The following is a 13,922-nucleotide window of genomic DNA, read 5'->3' on the forward strand; positions in this document are numbered from 1 at the left end:
CCACCAACGCCACCAACGCCGCCGCACCGGAGTCGGAGTACGTAACATCGCAGCGGGCGTGACACCCCGGGGCGTCGCAGCGAGCAGCCGTCTCGGTACGTTGCTGCAGCGCACTCATCGCGCCACCGATCAGCCGCCGCACCCGATTGCCCGAGCCCTGGCCCGCCGCCTCCGATACCGGCAACCGCAGCACTCCTGCACGTGCACGACGGCGCGCCCCGACGCAGCGTCATCGCCTCCAACCCCGCACGGTCCTCGCCGCGCCGCGCCCGGCCTCCCGCCGGCGCAATCCCCGCCCGCCCAATCGACCGTTGTTCGCTGACGACAATCGCGCGTGCGCGGACGTTTCAATTTCTTTCGTTCCGCGTACTGGTCTTATGATTCTGCCGACATCGCGGGCGCCATGAGCGCCCGCGATTGCCACCCGGCTGCACACGCGGCCGGCCATGAACGGAGACACCTACAAATAGGAAAGCTCATGAAGCAGACCACCCGGCTCGCAGCCATCGCAGGGGGCGCGGCACTCGCCGTCGCCAGTCAGTTCGCCGAAGCACAAAGCTCGGTCACGCTGTGGGGCGTCGCCGACGCCAGCATCCGCTACCTCACCAACGCCAATGCGAAGAACGACGGCCTGCTGTCGATGACCAACGGCGCGATCACCAACAGCCGCTTCGGCATCTACGGCTCGGAAGACCTCGGCGGCGGCCTGAAGGCCGTGTTCAACCTCGAAAGCGGCGTGAACCTGCAGAACGGCGCATTCGCCGACAGCGGCCGCCTGTTCAATCGCGCCGCGTACGTCGGCCTGCAGAGCCCGTACGGCACGGTGACCCTCGGCCGCCAGAAGACCCCGCTGTTCGACCTGCTCGCGGACACCTACGATCCGCTCACGGTCGGCAACTACCTCGAGAACGCGTGGCTCCCGGTGGCGCTGGGCGGCGGCCTGTATGCGGACAACCAGATCAAGTACACGGGCACGTTCTCGGGCCTGACCGCGAAGGCGATGTACTCGACCGGCACGAACTACGAGTCGACCGGCGCGGGCGGCTTCTCCGGCCAGATCCCCGGCTCGCTCGGCAAGGGCAATGCATGGGGCGTGTCGCTGTCCTACGTGATGGGGCCGTTGAGCATCGCGGCCGGCGCGCAGCAGAACAGCGACAACTCCGCACGCAAGCAGACCATCTACCACGCGAACGTCGTCTACGCGTTCAGCAAGGCGAAGGTCTACGCGGGCTACCTGCGCTCGAAGGACGACACCGGTTTCGTCGACAGCCTGCTCGCGCAGCAGTCGATTCCGGTCGCGAAGGGCACGGGCCGGATCGACGACGGTCCGTTCGCCGGCGTGAGCTGGCAGGTCAGCACGCCGCTGACGCTGACCGGGGCGTTCTACTACGACCACATGCGCAACGCGATGACCGCCAACGGCACGCTCGCGAGCGGCAACCGCTACGCGATCGTCGGCATCGCCGAATACGCGCTCAGCAAGCGCACGGAAGTCTACGGCACCGTCGACTTCAACAAGACGAACGGCGCCGCGAACGTCGAGCTGCCGGGCCGCAGCAACCAGACCGGCATCGCGATCGGCCTGCGCAATATCTTCTGACGAGAACCGTCGCAGCTGTGCCGCGCCACGCGCGGCGCGCATCCGGGAGGCTCCTGCGGGAGCCTCTTTTTTTGCCCGTGCGCCGCGCCGCGGGCGCTCGTGCTGCCCGTAAGCGTTCCGTCGGCAATCCAGAACATACTTTGACAGTGCGCGCGACGCGTTTGCGCTACGCTGCGCGCATGGTCCGCGGTGTGCGCGGGCGTCGTTCCGGCGCGCGGGTTCGCGCGCGGCCGGCCTGGTGGGTAACTTGTGTATCCGGCGATGACAAACGCGGTCCGCCGGTTTTTTTCGTGGGACGATGCGCTCACGATTTTCTTCGAAGGGGATGACGATGGGTATCCTGAATACCGTGGGTGAAATCGCTGGTGCCGTCGCGGCCGTCGAGGCTGCGGAGAAGGTCGATCCCGATGCGGGCCTGCTGACCAAGGCAGCCGCGGCGATCGCCGGCTTCAAGGGCGCGGAGGCGATCGAAGGCATGCTCGAGAAGAAGGACGAGCAGCCGCAGCAAGCAGACGACACGCAGGCGACGGACGGCAGCGACACGTCGCAGGCCTGAGCATGGCGGCCGGTCCGCGGGCGCGCCGTTCGCGCGTGCGGGCGGACCGGCGCCGCGCGGCCGGCTGGCCGGGCATGCGCTCGATCGGTGACGCATGGCACACCCGGCAACCGGGTTGAGCGGCGAGAGGCAAGGTCTCTCGCCGTTTTTTTCGTGGCGCGCGCCCTGCGTCGGCGCTTCCCGCACGAACGCCGGAATCTTGTTATCGTGCCGTCATCCGAACTGCGATGAGGCTTGCGATGGATTTCGACTACGACCTGTTCGTCATCGGGGCCGGCTCCGGCGGCGTGAGGCTCGCCCGGATGTCGGCGTCTTACGGCGCGCGCGTCGCCATAGCGGAACAGGAGCAGATCGGCGGCACCTGCGTGCTGCGCGGCTGCATCCCGAAGAAGTTGCTCGTCTACGCCTCGCACTATCCGCACGAACTGGAAGACGCGCAGGGCTTCGGCTGGCGCTTCGACGCCGGCACCCACGACTGGCCCGCGCTGATCGCCGCGAAGGATCGCGAGATCAACCGCCTCAGCGACATCTACATCGACCTGTTGCGGCAATCGGGCGTCGACATGCACGCCGGCCGCGCGACGCTCGTCGACGCGCATACGGTCGCCGTCGGCGAGCGCACGTTCCGCGCGCGCCACATCGCGATCGCCACCGGCTCGCGCCCGTCGCTGCCGCCGCGGCCCGGCATCGAGCATGCGATCACGTCGCGCGAGGCGCTGTCGCTGCCGGCGCTGCCCGGACGCATCGCGGTGGTCGGCGGCGGCTACATCGCGGTCGAGTTTGCCGGCATCTTCAACGGGTTCGGCAGCCGCGTCGACCTGTTCTATCGCGGCGAGCGGATCCTGCGCGGCTTCGACGACGACGTGCGGCAGTTCCTCACCGACGAGATGACGAAGCAGGGCGTCGCGATTCATGCGCACGCGGTGGTCGAGTCGATCGCGCGGGCCGACGACGGCACGCTCTCCGTGCAGGTCGGCGACGCGACGCACGGGCGGTACGATGCGGTGCTCTACGCGACCGGCCGCGTGCCGAACGTCGACGGGCTCGGCCTCGAGCGCGCGGGCGTGCTGCTCGACGCGCGCGGCGCGATCGCGGTCGATGCGTATTCGGCGACGTCGGTGCCGTCGATCCACGCGCTCGGCGACGTCACGTCGCGGCCGCAGTTGACGCCGGTCGCGACGCGCGACGGCAGCCTGCTCGCGCGCACGTTGTTCGGTGGCGCGCGCGTCGCGACCGACCACGAATGGGTGCCGTCCGCGGTGTTCAGCCAGCCGGAAGTCGCGACGGTCGGGTTCACCGAAGCGCATGCGCGCGGCGTGTACGGCGAGCTCGACATCTACCGGACGTCGTTCCGGTCGCTGCGCCACACGCTGTCGGGGCGCGACGAGCGCACGCTGATGAAGCTGGTGGTCGCGCGCGACAGTCAGCGCGTCGTCGGCGCGCACATGGTCGGCCGCGACGCCGGCGAGATCATCCAGGGCATCGCGATCGCGATTCGCGCCGGCGCGACGAAGGCGCAATTCGACGACACGATCGGCATCCATCCGACCGCCGCAGAGGAATTCGTGACGATGCGCCAGAAGGTTGCCGACTAGGGGCGATGGAGTGGCGCGATGTCGCGCCATCGGCGTGTGGGGTCTAGCGGGGCTATGAAGTCCGGGGCGTTGGCGCAGTCCGCATAGCTCGCGGAGTTCGAGCCTTCGACGCCGTCGCATCGGACGCGTCCATCGCATCGGTTGAGTCGGTCGAGTCTGACGAGTCGGTCGCATCCGACCCATCCATCGCATCCGACCCATCCATCGCCCCGTCGCATCCACGATACGCAGGCAACGCAAAAGTTCGTCAATTCGTGCCGGGACGATGCCGAGTCGGCGAAGAGCTTGGTATGATCGGCCAAAAGCATATACGGGGCCAATCATGCGCGATCAACAGCGCAATCACGCACACGACCACATCCACGACCACATGAGCGGCGCATACCGGCGCGCCGCACGCTCGCCTGTCGCCGCAACCCGTCCGTTGCGCGCGCGCTCCCAACGCATGCCGTCACCGTCGCTATCGCCATTGCCGCGATGACGCGGCGCGCGCCGCTGCGCGTCCACGGCATTTCCATCGCTTCCTCCGCCGGTTCGCTCGCGAGCCGGCGCGCCCGTGTCGGGCAATCTTTTTCGCAAGGAGACCAGCAGTGAACATTCAGACACGACGCACCGTTGTCGTCGCGGCGGCACTCGTCGCGGCGCTGTCGGGCTGCGCGACCGAATCGTCGCGCACGCTCGACGTGCCTGCCGTGAGCAGCGCGCAGAAGCCGTATGCGGGCAAGCCCGTCGCGATCGCGATCGGCAAGTTCGACAACCGCTCGAGCTACATGCGCGGGATCTTCTCCGACGGCATCGACCGCCTCGGCGGCCAGGCCAAGACGATTCTCGTCACGCGCCTGCAGCAGAGCCGCCGCTTCAACGTGCTCGATCGCGAGAACCTCGACGAGATCAAGCAGGAAGCCGGCTTCATGAAGAAGGCGCAGGCGGTGAAGGGCGCGAACTACGTCGTGACCGGCGACGTGACCGAGTTCGGCCGCAAGGACGTCGGCGACCACCAGCTGTTCGGCATTCTCGGCAGCGGCAAGACGCAGGTCGCGTACGCGAAGGTCAACCTGAACATCGTCGACACGACGACGTCGGAAGTGGTCGCCTCGAGCCAGGGCGCCGGCGAATTCAGCCTGTCGAACCGCGAAGTGATCGGCTTCGGCGGCACCGCCGGCTACGACTCGACGCTCAACGGCAAGGTGCTCGACCTCGCGATCCAGGAAGCCGTGAATCACCTCGTCGACCAGGTCGACGCGGGCGTGCTGAAGGCGACGAAGTAAGCGCGGTGCGCCGTACGGCGCACCGGATCAATCATCGAATCACAAGAGACCAAACAATGAAACGGGGAATCTGGCTGCCGGCGACGGCAGCCGCCATGCTGCTCGCGGGCTGCGCCGCGCCGACCACGCCGCCGCTCTATCAGTGGAACGGCTATCAGCCGCAGGTGTACGAATACTTCAAGGGCCAATCGTCGCCGCAACAGCAGATCGACGCGCTCGAAAAGGCGCTGCAGGAAATCCGTGCGAAGGGCAACAAGCCGCCGCCCGGCTTCCATGCGCATCTCGGGATGCTCTACGCGAGCGTGGGCAGCGAACAGCAGGCGGGCCAGGAGTTCGAGGCCGAGAAGGCGCTGTTCCCGGAATCCGCGTCGTACATGGATTTCCTGATGAAGAAGAAGGCCGCGCCGACCGCCGCAGCGACCACCGCGGCTGCAAGCGCGCCGACCCCGTCGGCCGCCGGCCAGACGCTCGCCGGCCGCAAGAACGCCGATACGACTTCCGCCAAACAGTAACGCGCCCGCCATGTTCAAGACACTTTCATTCAAGCTGATGTCCGTGCTGTCGCTCGTCGCGCTGCTGAGCGCATGCGCGCAGCCCGTCAAACGCGCCGACTACACGGCGTTCAAGAACAGCCATCCGCGCTCGATCCTCGTGCTGCCGCCGATCAACGAAACGACCGACGTCGGCGCGACCTACGGCGTGCTGTCGCAGATGACGCTGCCGCTCGCCGAGTCGGGCTACTACGTGGTGCCGGTCGCGGTGATGGACGAGACGTTCAAGCAGAACGGCCTCACCAACGCCGCGGAGATCCAGGGCACGTCGCCGGCGAAGCTGCGCGAGATCTTCGGCGCCGATGCCGCGCTGTACACGAAGATCACGAAATACGGCTCGGTCTACCAGGTGCTGGACAGCACGACGGTGGTCGCGGCGTCGGCGAAGCTCGTCGACCTGCGGACCGGCGACGTGCTGTGGCAGGGCGCCGGCCGCGCGACCGGCAAGGAGCTCGGCAACAACGTGAACGTCAACGCGTTCGGTCTCGTCGGGATGCTGGTGCAGGCGGCGGTCAAGCAGATCGCCCATTCGCTGACCGACGAGGCGCACGACGTCGCCGCGCTGACCAGCAACCGCCTGCTGTCCGCCGGCCCGCCGAACGGGCTGCTGTACGGGCCGCACTCGCCGAAGTACGGCACCGACTAAGCGGGGCGCTTCCGCACCTCGGCAACCCCGCTTGCCCGTTGCGCGGAAGCCGCGATAGCCGATGAAACGGCCGCGCATGCGCGGCCGTTTTGCGTTGCAGCGCGAGCGCGTGCCGCACGCGCCGCTCAGTGCACGCCGAACGCGTCCAGCAGCCTGTACCAGCTCATCGCGAGCACCAGCGCCGGCGTGCGCAGCGTCGCGCCGCCGGGGAAGTCGCGGTGGCGGATCTTGTCGAACAGGTCGAAGCGGCTCGCCTGGCCGTCGATCGCTTCGGCGATCAGCTTGCCCGCGAGCGCGGTCGTGTTCACGCCGTGCCCCGAGAAGCCCTGCGCGAAGTAGGTGGTCGGCGTCACGCGCCCGAAATGCGGCGCGCGGTTCATCGTGATGTCGACGAAACCGCCCCACGCATAGTCGATCTTCACGTCCGCGAGTTGCGGGAACGTCTTCAACATGTCCGCGCGCATCGCGGCCGCGAGGTTGCGCGGCGGCCGCGTCGAATAGCTGACCTTGCCGCCCCAGACGAGCCGCGTGTCCGGCGCCGGCCGGAAGTAGTCGAGCACGAAGCGGCTATCGCAGACGGCCGCGCGCGCCGGCATCAGCGCGGCGGCGCGCGCGTCGCCGAGCGGCTCGGTCGCGATCACGTAGGTGCCGACCGGCATGATCTTCTTCGCCAGCGCGGGCGCCAGCGTGCCGACGTAGGTGTTGCACGCGAGCACCACGAAGCGCGCACGCACGTGGCCTCCAGCGGTCTCGACAACATGGCCGCCCGCCACGTCGCGCACGCGCGTCACGCAGCTGTCCTCGTGGATCCGCACGCCGGCGTCGGTCGCCGCGCGCGCAAGCCCGAGCGTGTAGTTGAGCGGATGCAGATGACCGCTGTCGGGGTCGTACAGGCCGCCGCGATAGCGCGCCGACTGCACGAAGTCGCCGAGCGCGTCCGCTTCGACGAAATGCAAGCGCTCGTAGCCGAAGCGCTTCGCGGCCTCGTCGCGCCAGCGCTTCAGCGCATCGGCGTCGCGCTCGGTGTTCGCCGCGGTCAGGTAGCCGGGCACCAGCGCGCAGTCGATCGCATGCTTGTCGATCCGCGCCTTCACGAGCGACAGCGTCTCGAGTCCCATCTCCCAGATCCGCTTCACGTCGCTGTCCGGCATGAAGTTGCCGAACGTATCGATGTCGCACGCGAAGCCGCCGATCAGCTGCCCGCCGTTGCGCCCGCTCGCCGCCCATCCGACCCGCGACGCCTCGAGCACGGTCACCGAATGGCCGCGCTCCGCGAGGTTCAGGGCGGCCGACAGGCCGGTGAGGCCCGCGCCGATCACGCACACGTCGGCGTCGGTCGCGCCGGCGAGCGGCGCATGGCGGGTCGTATCGTTGACGGTCGCCGCGTAGTACGACGCGACGTGGGGTTGGTTCGCGAATGTCTGCATGATGTGGATGTGATCGATTGGCTCAGAACAGCTCGCGCACGCGGTGATACAGCATGCCGAGTTCGAGCGCCGGCTGGCGCCACGCGTCGCCGCCCGGAAAGCGCCGGTGGCGCAGCTGCGCGAACAAGTCGAACGCGCGCGTGTCGCCCGCGATCGCGGCGGCCACCGCGCGTCCGGCGATGCCGGTCAGCGCGACGCCGTGGCCGCTGAAGCCCTGTACGTAGAAGAAGTTGGGATCGAGCGCGCCGAAGTCCGGCGCGCGGTTGCGCGTGACGTCGACGAAGCCGCCCCACGCATGCTCGACGCGCGCGTCGGCGAGTTGCGGGAACACGCCGGTCATGCGCTGGCGGATCGCTTCGGTGAGCACCTCGGGCGGCGCGCCCGCCGAACTCGCGCGGCCGCCGAACAGCATCCGGTGGTCGGCCGACAGCCGGAAGTAGTCGAGGAAGACGTTGTTGTCGCATACGGCTTCGCGCTGCGCGATCAGCGCGTCGGCGCGCGCACGCCCGAGCGGCTCGGTCGCGATGATGTACGACGCGACCGGCGCGATGCGCGCGGCCGTCGCGGCCGGCAGGATGCCGCCCGGCCCCGCGTTGCAGCACGACACGACGAAGCCGCAGCGCACCTCGCCCGACGGCGTGCGCACGACCGGCCGCGCGCCGCGCGCGACGTCGAGCGCCGGCGTGTGCGCATGCAGCGCGACGCCTTCGCGCCGCGCGGCGTCGGCGAGGCCCAGGCAATACTTGAGCGGATGCAGATGGCCCGACAGCGGATCGTGGACGCCGGCCAGATAGCGCGGCGATGCGATGCGCGCGCGGATCCCGGCGGTGTCGAGCCATGACAGCGACGGGTGGCCCCAGCGCGTGCGCGCCGCGTCCATCCACGCACGCAGGTCGCCGACGCGGCGCGGCTTGGTCGCGACCGTCAGGTAGCCGCGCGTGAAGTCGCAGTCGATCGCGTAGCGTGCGATGCGCTCGGCGATCAGCTCGACGCCGTCGAGCGACAGCGACCACGCGGCCCGCGCGCCGGCCGCGCCGAGCTGCCGCTCGATCACGCCGTCCTTCGCGAAGCCGGTGATCGCCTGGCCGCCGTTGCGGCCCGACGCGCCCCAGCCCGGGCGGTGCGCGTCGATCACCGCGACCGACAGCCCGCGCGCGCGGCATTCGAGCGCCGTCGACAGCCCGGCGAAGCCCGCGCCGATCACGCAGACGTCGACGTCGATCGCGCCGTCGAGCACCGGATCGTCGGTCGGCGGCCGCGTGACGCTGGCTTCGTAATACGAGTCGTGCGCGAGCGCATCGGCGCGGCGGGTGAAAGACTGCGGCATCGAACCGGCTCCCTCGGAGATGGCCGGAGGCGGTGCGCGACGCGCCGCGATCCGGCCGGTTGAAATGACGCGGGACGCCGTGCTCGCGGCACGGCGTCCCGCGCGGGCTGCGTCAGAACGAATAGATGAACTGCGTCGCGAGCAGGTCGTTCGACTTGCCGTACGAACCGTCGTTGCGCAGGAACACCTTGTTGTTCGCCCAGTCGTGGCGGTATTCGACCTTCACGGTGATCTGCTGGGTCGGATAGAACAGCAGGTCGAGCGCGACGTCCTGACGGATCGCACCCTTGCAGTCGAAGCCCAGACCGCCGTTCGCCTTCGACGTCGCGAGACAGTCGGCGTCCACGCCGAAGCCGTTGTACGGATCCATGCCGTTGCCGTTCAGCGCGATGCCGCCGCCGCCGCCGCCGTTCTTGCTGTTGACGAGCGCGTCGTAGCGCAGCGTCACGCCCATGCGGCCGACCACCGGCGCGTTGAACTTGCGGTGCGCGAGCAGCGACAGCCCGTACCACTGCGCGAGCCCGCCGTTGTACGCCGCATTCTGCTGCTGGCCGTAGTCGAGCTCGGCGTTGTACTGCGTGTCCGCGAGCATGTAGGTCGCATCGAGTTCGCCGAAGAAGAACGTGCCGTAGCCGCTCCCGCCGTTGCCGCCCGGCCCGTAATGCACGACGCCGTTCGAGTCGAGCGCGCTCGCGAGCGTCTGCCGGCCGATGTTGATCGAGCCGCCGAGATCGAGCGCGCTCGACCACGTGTAGTCCGCGCGCGCGGTGAAGGTCGGCACCTTGTTGCTGGTCGTGATCGGATCGCCGAGCGCGTTGGTGCCCGTCTGCGTGACCGAGCCGTAGGTGCGGTACTGCTCGTTGCCGACGAAGAACTTCCACGCCCAGTTGCCCTTCGTGTAGTTCGCGCCCGCGCCGACGTAGCTGCCCGGATCGGAGAAGTCGTACAGCAGGTTGTGCGTGAGCGTGAGCATCTGGTTCGACTGCTGCACCTCGTAGCCGCCGAAGCTCGGGATCAGGCCGGCGACGAGCGTGGTGGTCGCGCTGATCGGCACGTTGATGACCGCGGTGTTCAGCAGGTTGTCGGTGATCGAGCCGCGCGAGTTCTGCAGCAGCGTGATGCCGTTGCCGCGGTTCGGCATCAGCGTGATCTCCGCCGACGGCGCCATCGGGCCGACGCCGAAGGTCTTCTTGATGTCGAGGTACAGATCGCCGAACGTGCTGTTGAAGTAGTTGTACGCGTTCTCGTGGTTCGCGAACAGGAACGACGACGAGCCGGCCGCGCGGTTGTAGATGTAGGTCGGATCGAGGTAGCCCGTCACCGACAGGCCCGCGAGCGGCCCGGTGGTGGCCGCGTCGGTCAGCGAGTCGACCTTCAGCTGCTGGTTCGCGATCTGCTGCTTCATTTCGCTGACTTCGTCGTTGGTCAGCGCGGCCTGCGCCTTGCCGTAATCCGGCGACGACGGATCGGCCGCCACGATGGCCGGCCGCGCCGTGCCGCCGGAGCCTGCCGCCCCGGCCGCGCCGGCGTGGGCGACCGCGGCGCCGCCCGGCTGCGCGGCGAGCTGCGCCTGCATGGCCTTCATCTGCTTCTGCAGCGCGGCGACCTGCGCCTGCAGCGCCTTGATCTCGGCGGATGTGGAGCCGGCCAGCGCGACGCCCGGCAACGCGCCGGCCACCAGCAGGCAGATCAGTTTCTTCTTCATTGCGGACTCTCCTTGTCGTGCACCTGTCAATGTGTGATCTGTATTGCGCGCCGCATCGCGCGGCGCGCGGTCATGTTATGAACAGCTGGAAACGCAACTCACGCGGCCGCGAACGCCGCCTTCATGTCGGCCACGCGGCGTCGCTCGCGCGCGATCATCATCTGGTTGACGACGATCACGCCGATCGTCACGGCCGAGATGAACAGCGTCGCGAGCGCGTTCATCTCCGGGTTCAGCCCGAGCCGCACGCGCGAGAACACCACCAGCGGCAGCGTGGTCGAACCCGGCCCGGACAGGAACGCCGACAGCACCAGATCGTCGATCGACAGCGTGAACGACAGCAGCCAGCCGGACAGCAGCGCCTGCGAGATCAGCGGCAACGTGACCACGAAGAACACCTTCAGCGGCGTCGCGCCGAGATCGAGCGCCGCTTCTTCGAGCGACTTGTTCATCTCCTTCACGCGCGACTGCACGATGATCGCGACGTAGGACACGCAGAGCATCACGTGGCCGATCCAGATCGTCACCATCCCGCGGCCCTTCGGCCAGCCGAACATCTGCTCGAGCGCGACGAACAGCAGCAGCAGCGAGATGCCCTGGATCACCTCGGGAATCACCAGCGGCGCGTTGATCATCCCGGTGTACAGCGTGAAGCCCTTGAAGCGGCCGAAGCGCGCGAGCACGAAGCCGGCCCACGTGCCGATCACCACCGACGCGGTGGCCGTCAGCAGCCCGATCTTCAGCGACAGCCACGCGGCAGTCAGCAGCTCGTCGTCGTCCAGCAGCGCCGCGTACCACTTCAGCGAGAAGCCCGACCACACGGTCACCAGCTTCGACTCGTTGAACGAGTAGACGACCAGGCTGATGATCGGGATGTACAGGAACAGGAAGCCGAACGCGAGAACGCCGGTCGACAGCGGTTTGCTTGGCTTGATCATTTCGCTTCCTCCAGTTCCTTGACCTGGTAGTACTGGAACAACGCCATCGGCACCAGCAACAGCAGCACCATCGCGACCGTCACCGCGGACGCCATCGGCCAGTCCATGTTGTTGAAGAACTCGTCCCACATCACGCGGCCGATCATCAGCGTGTCGGCGCCGCCGAGCAGTTCCGGAATCACGTATTCGCCGACCGCCGGAATGAACACCAGCAGGCTGCCCGCGATGATCCCGTTCTTCGACAGCGGCAGCGTGATGCGCGTGAACGCGACCCACGGCTTCGCGCCGAGGTCGTACGCGGCCTCGAGCAGCGTGAGGTCCATCTTCACGAGGTGCGCGTACAGCGGCATCACCATGAACGGCAGATACGAATAGACCATCCCGATGTAGACGCCCGCGTCGCTGTGATAGAGGCGCAGCGGCGTATGGATGATGCCGAGCGCGATCAGCGCGTGGTTCAGCAGGCCGTCGTCCTTCAGGATGCCGATCCATGCGTACACGCGGATCAGGAACGACGTCCAGAACGGCAGCATCACGGCCATCATCAGCACGTTGCGCCGGCCGGGCTCCGCGCGCGCGATGTAGTAGGCCATCGGATAGCCGATCAGCAGGCACAGCAGCGTCGACACCGCGGCCATCTTCAGCGAGCTGAGATAGGTCGCGATGTACAGGTCGTCCTGCAGCAGGAACGCGTAGTGCGACAGTTGCAGCACGAAGTGCACGGCGCCGTCCTTCATCTCGACGAGCGACGTGTACGGCGGGATGCTCATCACCTGGTCGGCGAAGCTGATCTTGAACACCAGCACGAACGGCAGCGCGAAGAACACGGTGAGCCACAGGAACGGCACGCCGATCGCGACGCTGCGGCCCGACGGCAGCAGGCGCGACAGCGCGGCGAAGCGGCTGCGGCGCGCGCGGCCGGCGCCGGTGCTGGCCGCGCCGGCGGAAACCGGCGCGGACGGAGTGGAAGCGGAGGTTCTGATCATGGCGTCCTCATTGCGTCAGCACGACGCCGCTCGCCGGCGACCACGACACGAACACGTCGTCGTTCCACGACGGCGCGTCGTCGCGCATCAGGTTCGAGCTCGACAGGTTCGACACGACCGTCTTGCCGCTCGGCAGCCGCACGTGATACAGCGAGTAGCTGCCCATGTACGCGATGTCGGTCACCACGCCGCGCGCCCAGTTGTGATGCGAGCCGGGCTTCTCGCGCGACACGTTCACGCGCTCCGGGCGCACCGAGATGCCGACCGGCATCCCGAGCGGGCCGGTCACGCCGTGGCTCACGTACATGCGCGCCTCGAGGTCGTCGCTCTCGACGAAGATGTGATCGGGTTCGTCCTCGACCACGCGCCCCTCGAACAGGTTCGTCGAGCCGATGAATTCGGCCGAGAAGCGGCTGTTCGGGTATTCGTAGACTTCGCCGGGCGTGCCGATCTGCACGATCTTGCCTTCGCTCATCACCGCGAGCCGGCTCGCCATCGTCATCGCTTCCTCCTGGTCGTGCGTGACCATCACGCAGGTCACGTCGACCTTCTCGATGATGTTCACCAGTTCGAGCTGGGTCTTCTGGCGGATCTTCTTGTCGAGCGCCGACATCGGCTCGTCGAGCAGCAGCAGCTTCGGCCGCTTGACCAGCGAGCGCGCGAGCGCGACGCGCTGCTGCTGGCCGCCCGACAGCTGATGCGGCTTGCGCTTCGCGTACTTGCTCATCTGCACGAGCGCGAGCGCGTCGGCCACGCGCTCCTTGATCTCGTTCTTCGGCGTGCCTTCCTGCTTGAGCCCGAACGCGACGTTCGACTCGACCGACATGTGCGGAAACAGCGCGTACGACTGGAACATCATGTTCACCGGCCGGCGGTACGGCGGCAGCGACGCGAGGTCTTCGCCGTCGACGAAGATCTTGCCGGAGGTGGCCGTCTCGAGGCCGGCCAGCATGCGCAGCAACGTCGACTTGCCGCAGCCCGAGCTGCCGAGCAGCGCGAACAGCTCGTTCTTCGCGATGGTCAGGTTCACGTTGTCGACGGCCGTGCTGTCGCCGAACTTCTTCACGACGTTTTCGATGCGCACGAACGCGTCGTTCTTCGAACGGGCCACGGCGGCCGGCTGGGCCTGGCGTGCAGCAGCGGAAGAGGGTATCGATTGCATGGGATTCACCATTCGTTCTTCACGGATTGCAGGCATGAGCGTCCCCGCACGAGGCGCGCAACGCGACTCGCGGACGAACGGCTCGTGCCGGATGGAACCGGGCGCGCGGTGCGCGCGGGCGGACGGACGGTCCGCCGATTCAGGCGGGCACGCGTTCAGTA

At 68.0% G+C, this 13,922-nt stretch carries 12 protein-coding genes; 6 read left to right on the top strand and 6 right to left on the bottom strand.

The features are described from left to right. The first annotated feature begins 478 nt into the window (after nucleotides 1-478). The 6 genes from C3Y15_RS24475 (at nucleotide 479) to C3Y15_RS24500 (ending at nucleotide 6,216) form a co-directional block, all read left to right on the top strand. Entirely contained in the window at nucleotides 479-1,600 is a 1,122-nt protein-coding gene (locus C3Y15_RS24475) for a porin (RefSeq protein ID WP_014723803.1), read from the top strand. Between the two features lie 331 nt (nucleotides 1,601-1,931). Continuing rightward, on the top strand, nucleotides 1,932-2,156 hold the full coding sequence (locus tag C3Y15_RS24480; RefSeq protein WP_034192573.1) for a hypothetical protein: 225 nt from the start codon (nucleotides 1,932-1,934) through the stop codon (nucleotides 2,154-2,156). Between the two features lie 239 nt (nucleotides 2,157-2,395). Continuing rightward, nucleotides 2,396-3,751 (top strand): glutathione-disulfide reductase, encoded by a 1,356-nt coding sequence (gene gor, locus C3Y15_RS24485; protein ID WP_059696685.1) that lies wholly within the window; start codon nucleotides 2,396-2,398, stop codon nucleotides 3,749-3,751. Between the two features lie 596 nt (nucleotides 3,752-4,347). Beyond that, the gene (locus tag C3Y15_RS24490) at nucleotides 4,348-5,019 is read left to right on the top strand and encodes a CsgG/HfaB family protein (RefSeq protein WP_185499753.1); all 672 of its coding nucleotides are present in this window, start codon (nucleotides 4,348-4,350) and stop codon (nucleotides 5,017-5,019) included. Nucleotides 5,020-5,075: 56 nt separating this feature from the next. After that, the gene (locus C3Y15_RS24495; RefSeq protein WP_011886243.1) at nucleotides 5,076-5,531 is read left to right on the top strand and encodes a DUF4810 domain-containing protein; all 456 of its coding nucleotides are present in this window, start codon (nucleotides 5,076-5,078) and stop codon (nucleotides 5,529-5,531) included. Between the two features lie 10 nt (nucleotides 5,532-5,541). After that, the gene (locus tag C3Y15_RS24500; RefSeq protein WP_011886242.1) at nucleotides 5,542-6,216 is read left to right on the top strand and encodes a DUF799 domain-containing protein; all 675 of its coding nucleotides are present in this window, start codon (nucleotides 5,542-5,544) and stop codon (nucleotides 6,214-6,216) included. A gap of 125 nt (nucleotides 6,217-6,341) precedes the next feature. Here C3Y15_RS24500 and C3Y15_RS24505 read toward each other — a convergent pair whose 3' ends face one another. From C3Y15_RS24505 to potA, 6 genes are all read right to left on the bottom strand, one after another. Further along, on the bottom strand, nucleotides 6,342-7,643 hold the full coding sequence (locus tag C3Y15_RS24505; RefSeq protein WP_011886241.1) for an FAD-binding oxidoreductase: 1,302 nt from the start codon (nucleotides 7,641-7,643) through the stop codon (nucleotides 6,342-6,344). Between the two features lie 22 nt (nucleotides 7,644-7,665). Beyond that, nucleotides 7,666-8,970 (bottom strand): FAD-dependent oxidoreductase, encoded by a 1,305-nt coding sequence (locus C3Y15_RS24510; protein ID WP_069246350.1) that lies wholly within the window; start codon nucleotides 8,968-8,970, stop codon nucleotides 7,666-7,668. A gap of 112 nt (nucleotides 8,971-9,082) precedes the next feature. Beyond that, on the bottom strand, nucleotides 9,083-10,675 hold the full coding sequence (locus C3Y15_RS24515) for a DUF3138 family protein (protein ID WP_011886239.1): 1,593 nt from the start codon (nucleotides 10,673-10,675) through the stop codon (nucleotides 9,083-9,085). Between the two features lie 98 nt (nucleotides 10,676-10,773). Continuing rightward, nucleotides 10,774-11,613: an ABC transporter permease subunit gene (locus C3Y15_RS24520; protein WP_011886238.1), complete on the bottom strand. Its 840-nt coding sequence runs from the start codon at nucleotides 11,611-11,613 to the stop codon at nucleotides 10,774-10,776. After that, the gene (locus tag C3Y15_RS24525; RefSeq protein ID WP_041493993.1) at nucleotides 11,610-12,596 is read right to left on the bottom strand and encodes an ABC transporter permease subunit; all 987 of its coding nucleotides are present in this window, start codon (nucleotides 12,594-12,596) and stop codon (nucleotides 11,610-11,612) included. The genes C3Y15_RS24520 and C3Y15_RS24525 overlap by 4 nt, the downstream gene beginning before the upstream one ends. Nucleotides 12,597-12,606: 10 nt before the next feature. After that, on the bottom strand, nucleotides 12,607-13,761 hold the full coding sequence (potA, locus tag C3Y15_RS24530; protein WP_014723792.1) for a polyamine ABC transporter ATP-binding protein: 1,155 nt from the start codon (nucleotides 13,759-13,761) through the stop codon (nucleotides 12,607-12,609). Nucleotides 13,762-13,922 lie beyond the last annotated feature (161 nt).

Origin of the sequence: Burkholderia sp. B10 (assembly GCF_004368385.1) — a bacterium.
GTDB classification, from domain to species: Bacteria; Pseudomonadota; Gammaproteobacteria; order Burkholderiales; family Burkholderiaceae; genus Burkholderia; species Burkholderia vietnamiensis.

Excerpts from the sequence above, each read along its gene's own strand:
- potA (WP_014723792.1), bottom strand. The coding sequence starts at position 13,761 with ATGCAATCGATACCCTCTTCCGCTGCTGCACGCCAGGCCCAGCCGGCC.
- C3Y15_RS24480 (WP_034192573.1), top strand. The coding sequence starts at position 1,932 with ATGGGTATCCTGAATACCGTGGGTGAAATCGCTGGTGCCGTCGCGGCC.
- C3Y15_RS24510 (WP_069246350.1), bottom strand. The coding sequence starts at position 8,970 with ATGCCGCAGTCTTTCACCCGCCGCGCCGATGCGCTCGCGCACGACTCG.
- C3Y15_RS24520 (WP_011886238.1), bottom strand. The coding sequence starts at position 11,613 with ATGATCAAGCCAAGCAAACCGCTGTCGACCGGCGTTCTCGCGTTCGGC.
- C3Y15_RS24500 (WP_011886242.1), top strand. The coding sequence starts at position 5,542 with ATGTTCAAGACACTTTCATTCAAGCTGATGTCCGTGCTGTCGCTCGTC.
- C3Y15_RS24475 (WP_014723803.1), top strand. The coding sequence starts at position 479 with ATGAAGCAGACCACCCGGCTCGCAGCCATCGCAGGGGGCGCGGCACTC.
- gor (WP_059696685.1), top strand. The coding sequence starts at position 2,396 with ATGGATTTCGACTACGACCTGTTCGTCATCGGGGCCGGCTCCGGCGGC.
- C3Y15_RS24515 (WP_011886239.1), bottom strand. The coding sequence starts at position 10,675 with ATGAAGAAGAAACTGATCTGCCTGCTGGTGGCCGGCGCGTTGCCGGGC.
- C3Y15_RS24505 (WP_011886241.1), bottom strand. The coding sequence starts at position 7,643 with ATGCAGACATTCGCGAACCAACCCCACGTCGCGTCGTACTACGCGGCG.
- C3Y15_RS24495 (WP_011886243.1), top strand. The coding sequence starts at position 5,076 with ATGAAACGGGGAATCTGGCTGCCGGCGACGGCAGCCGCCATGCTGCTC.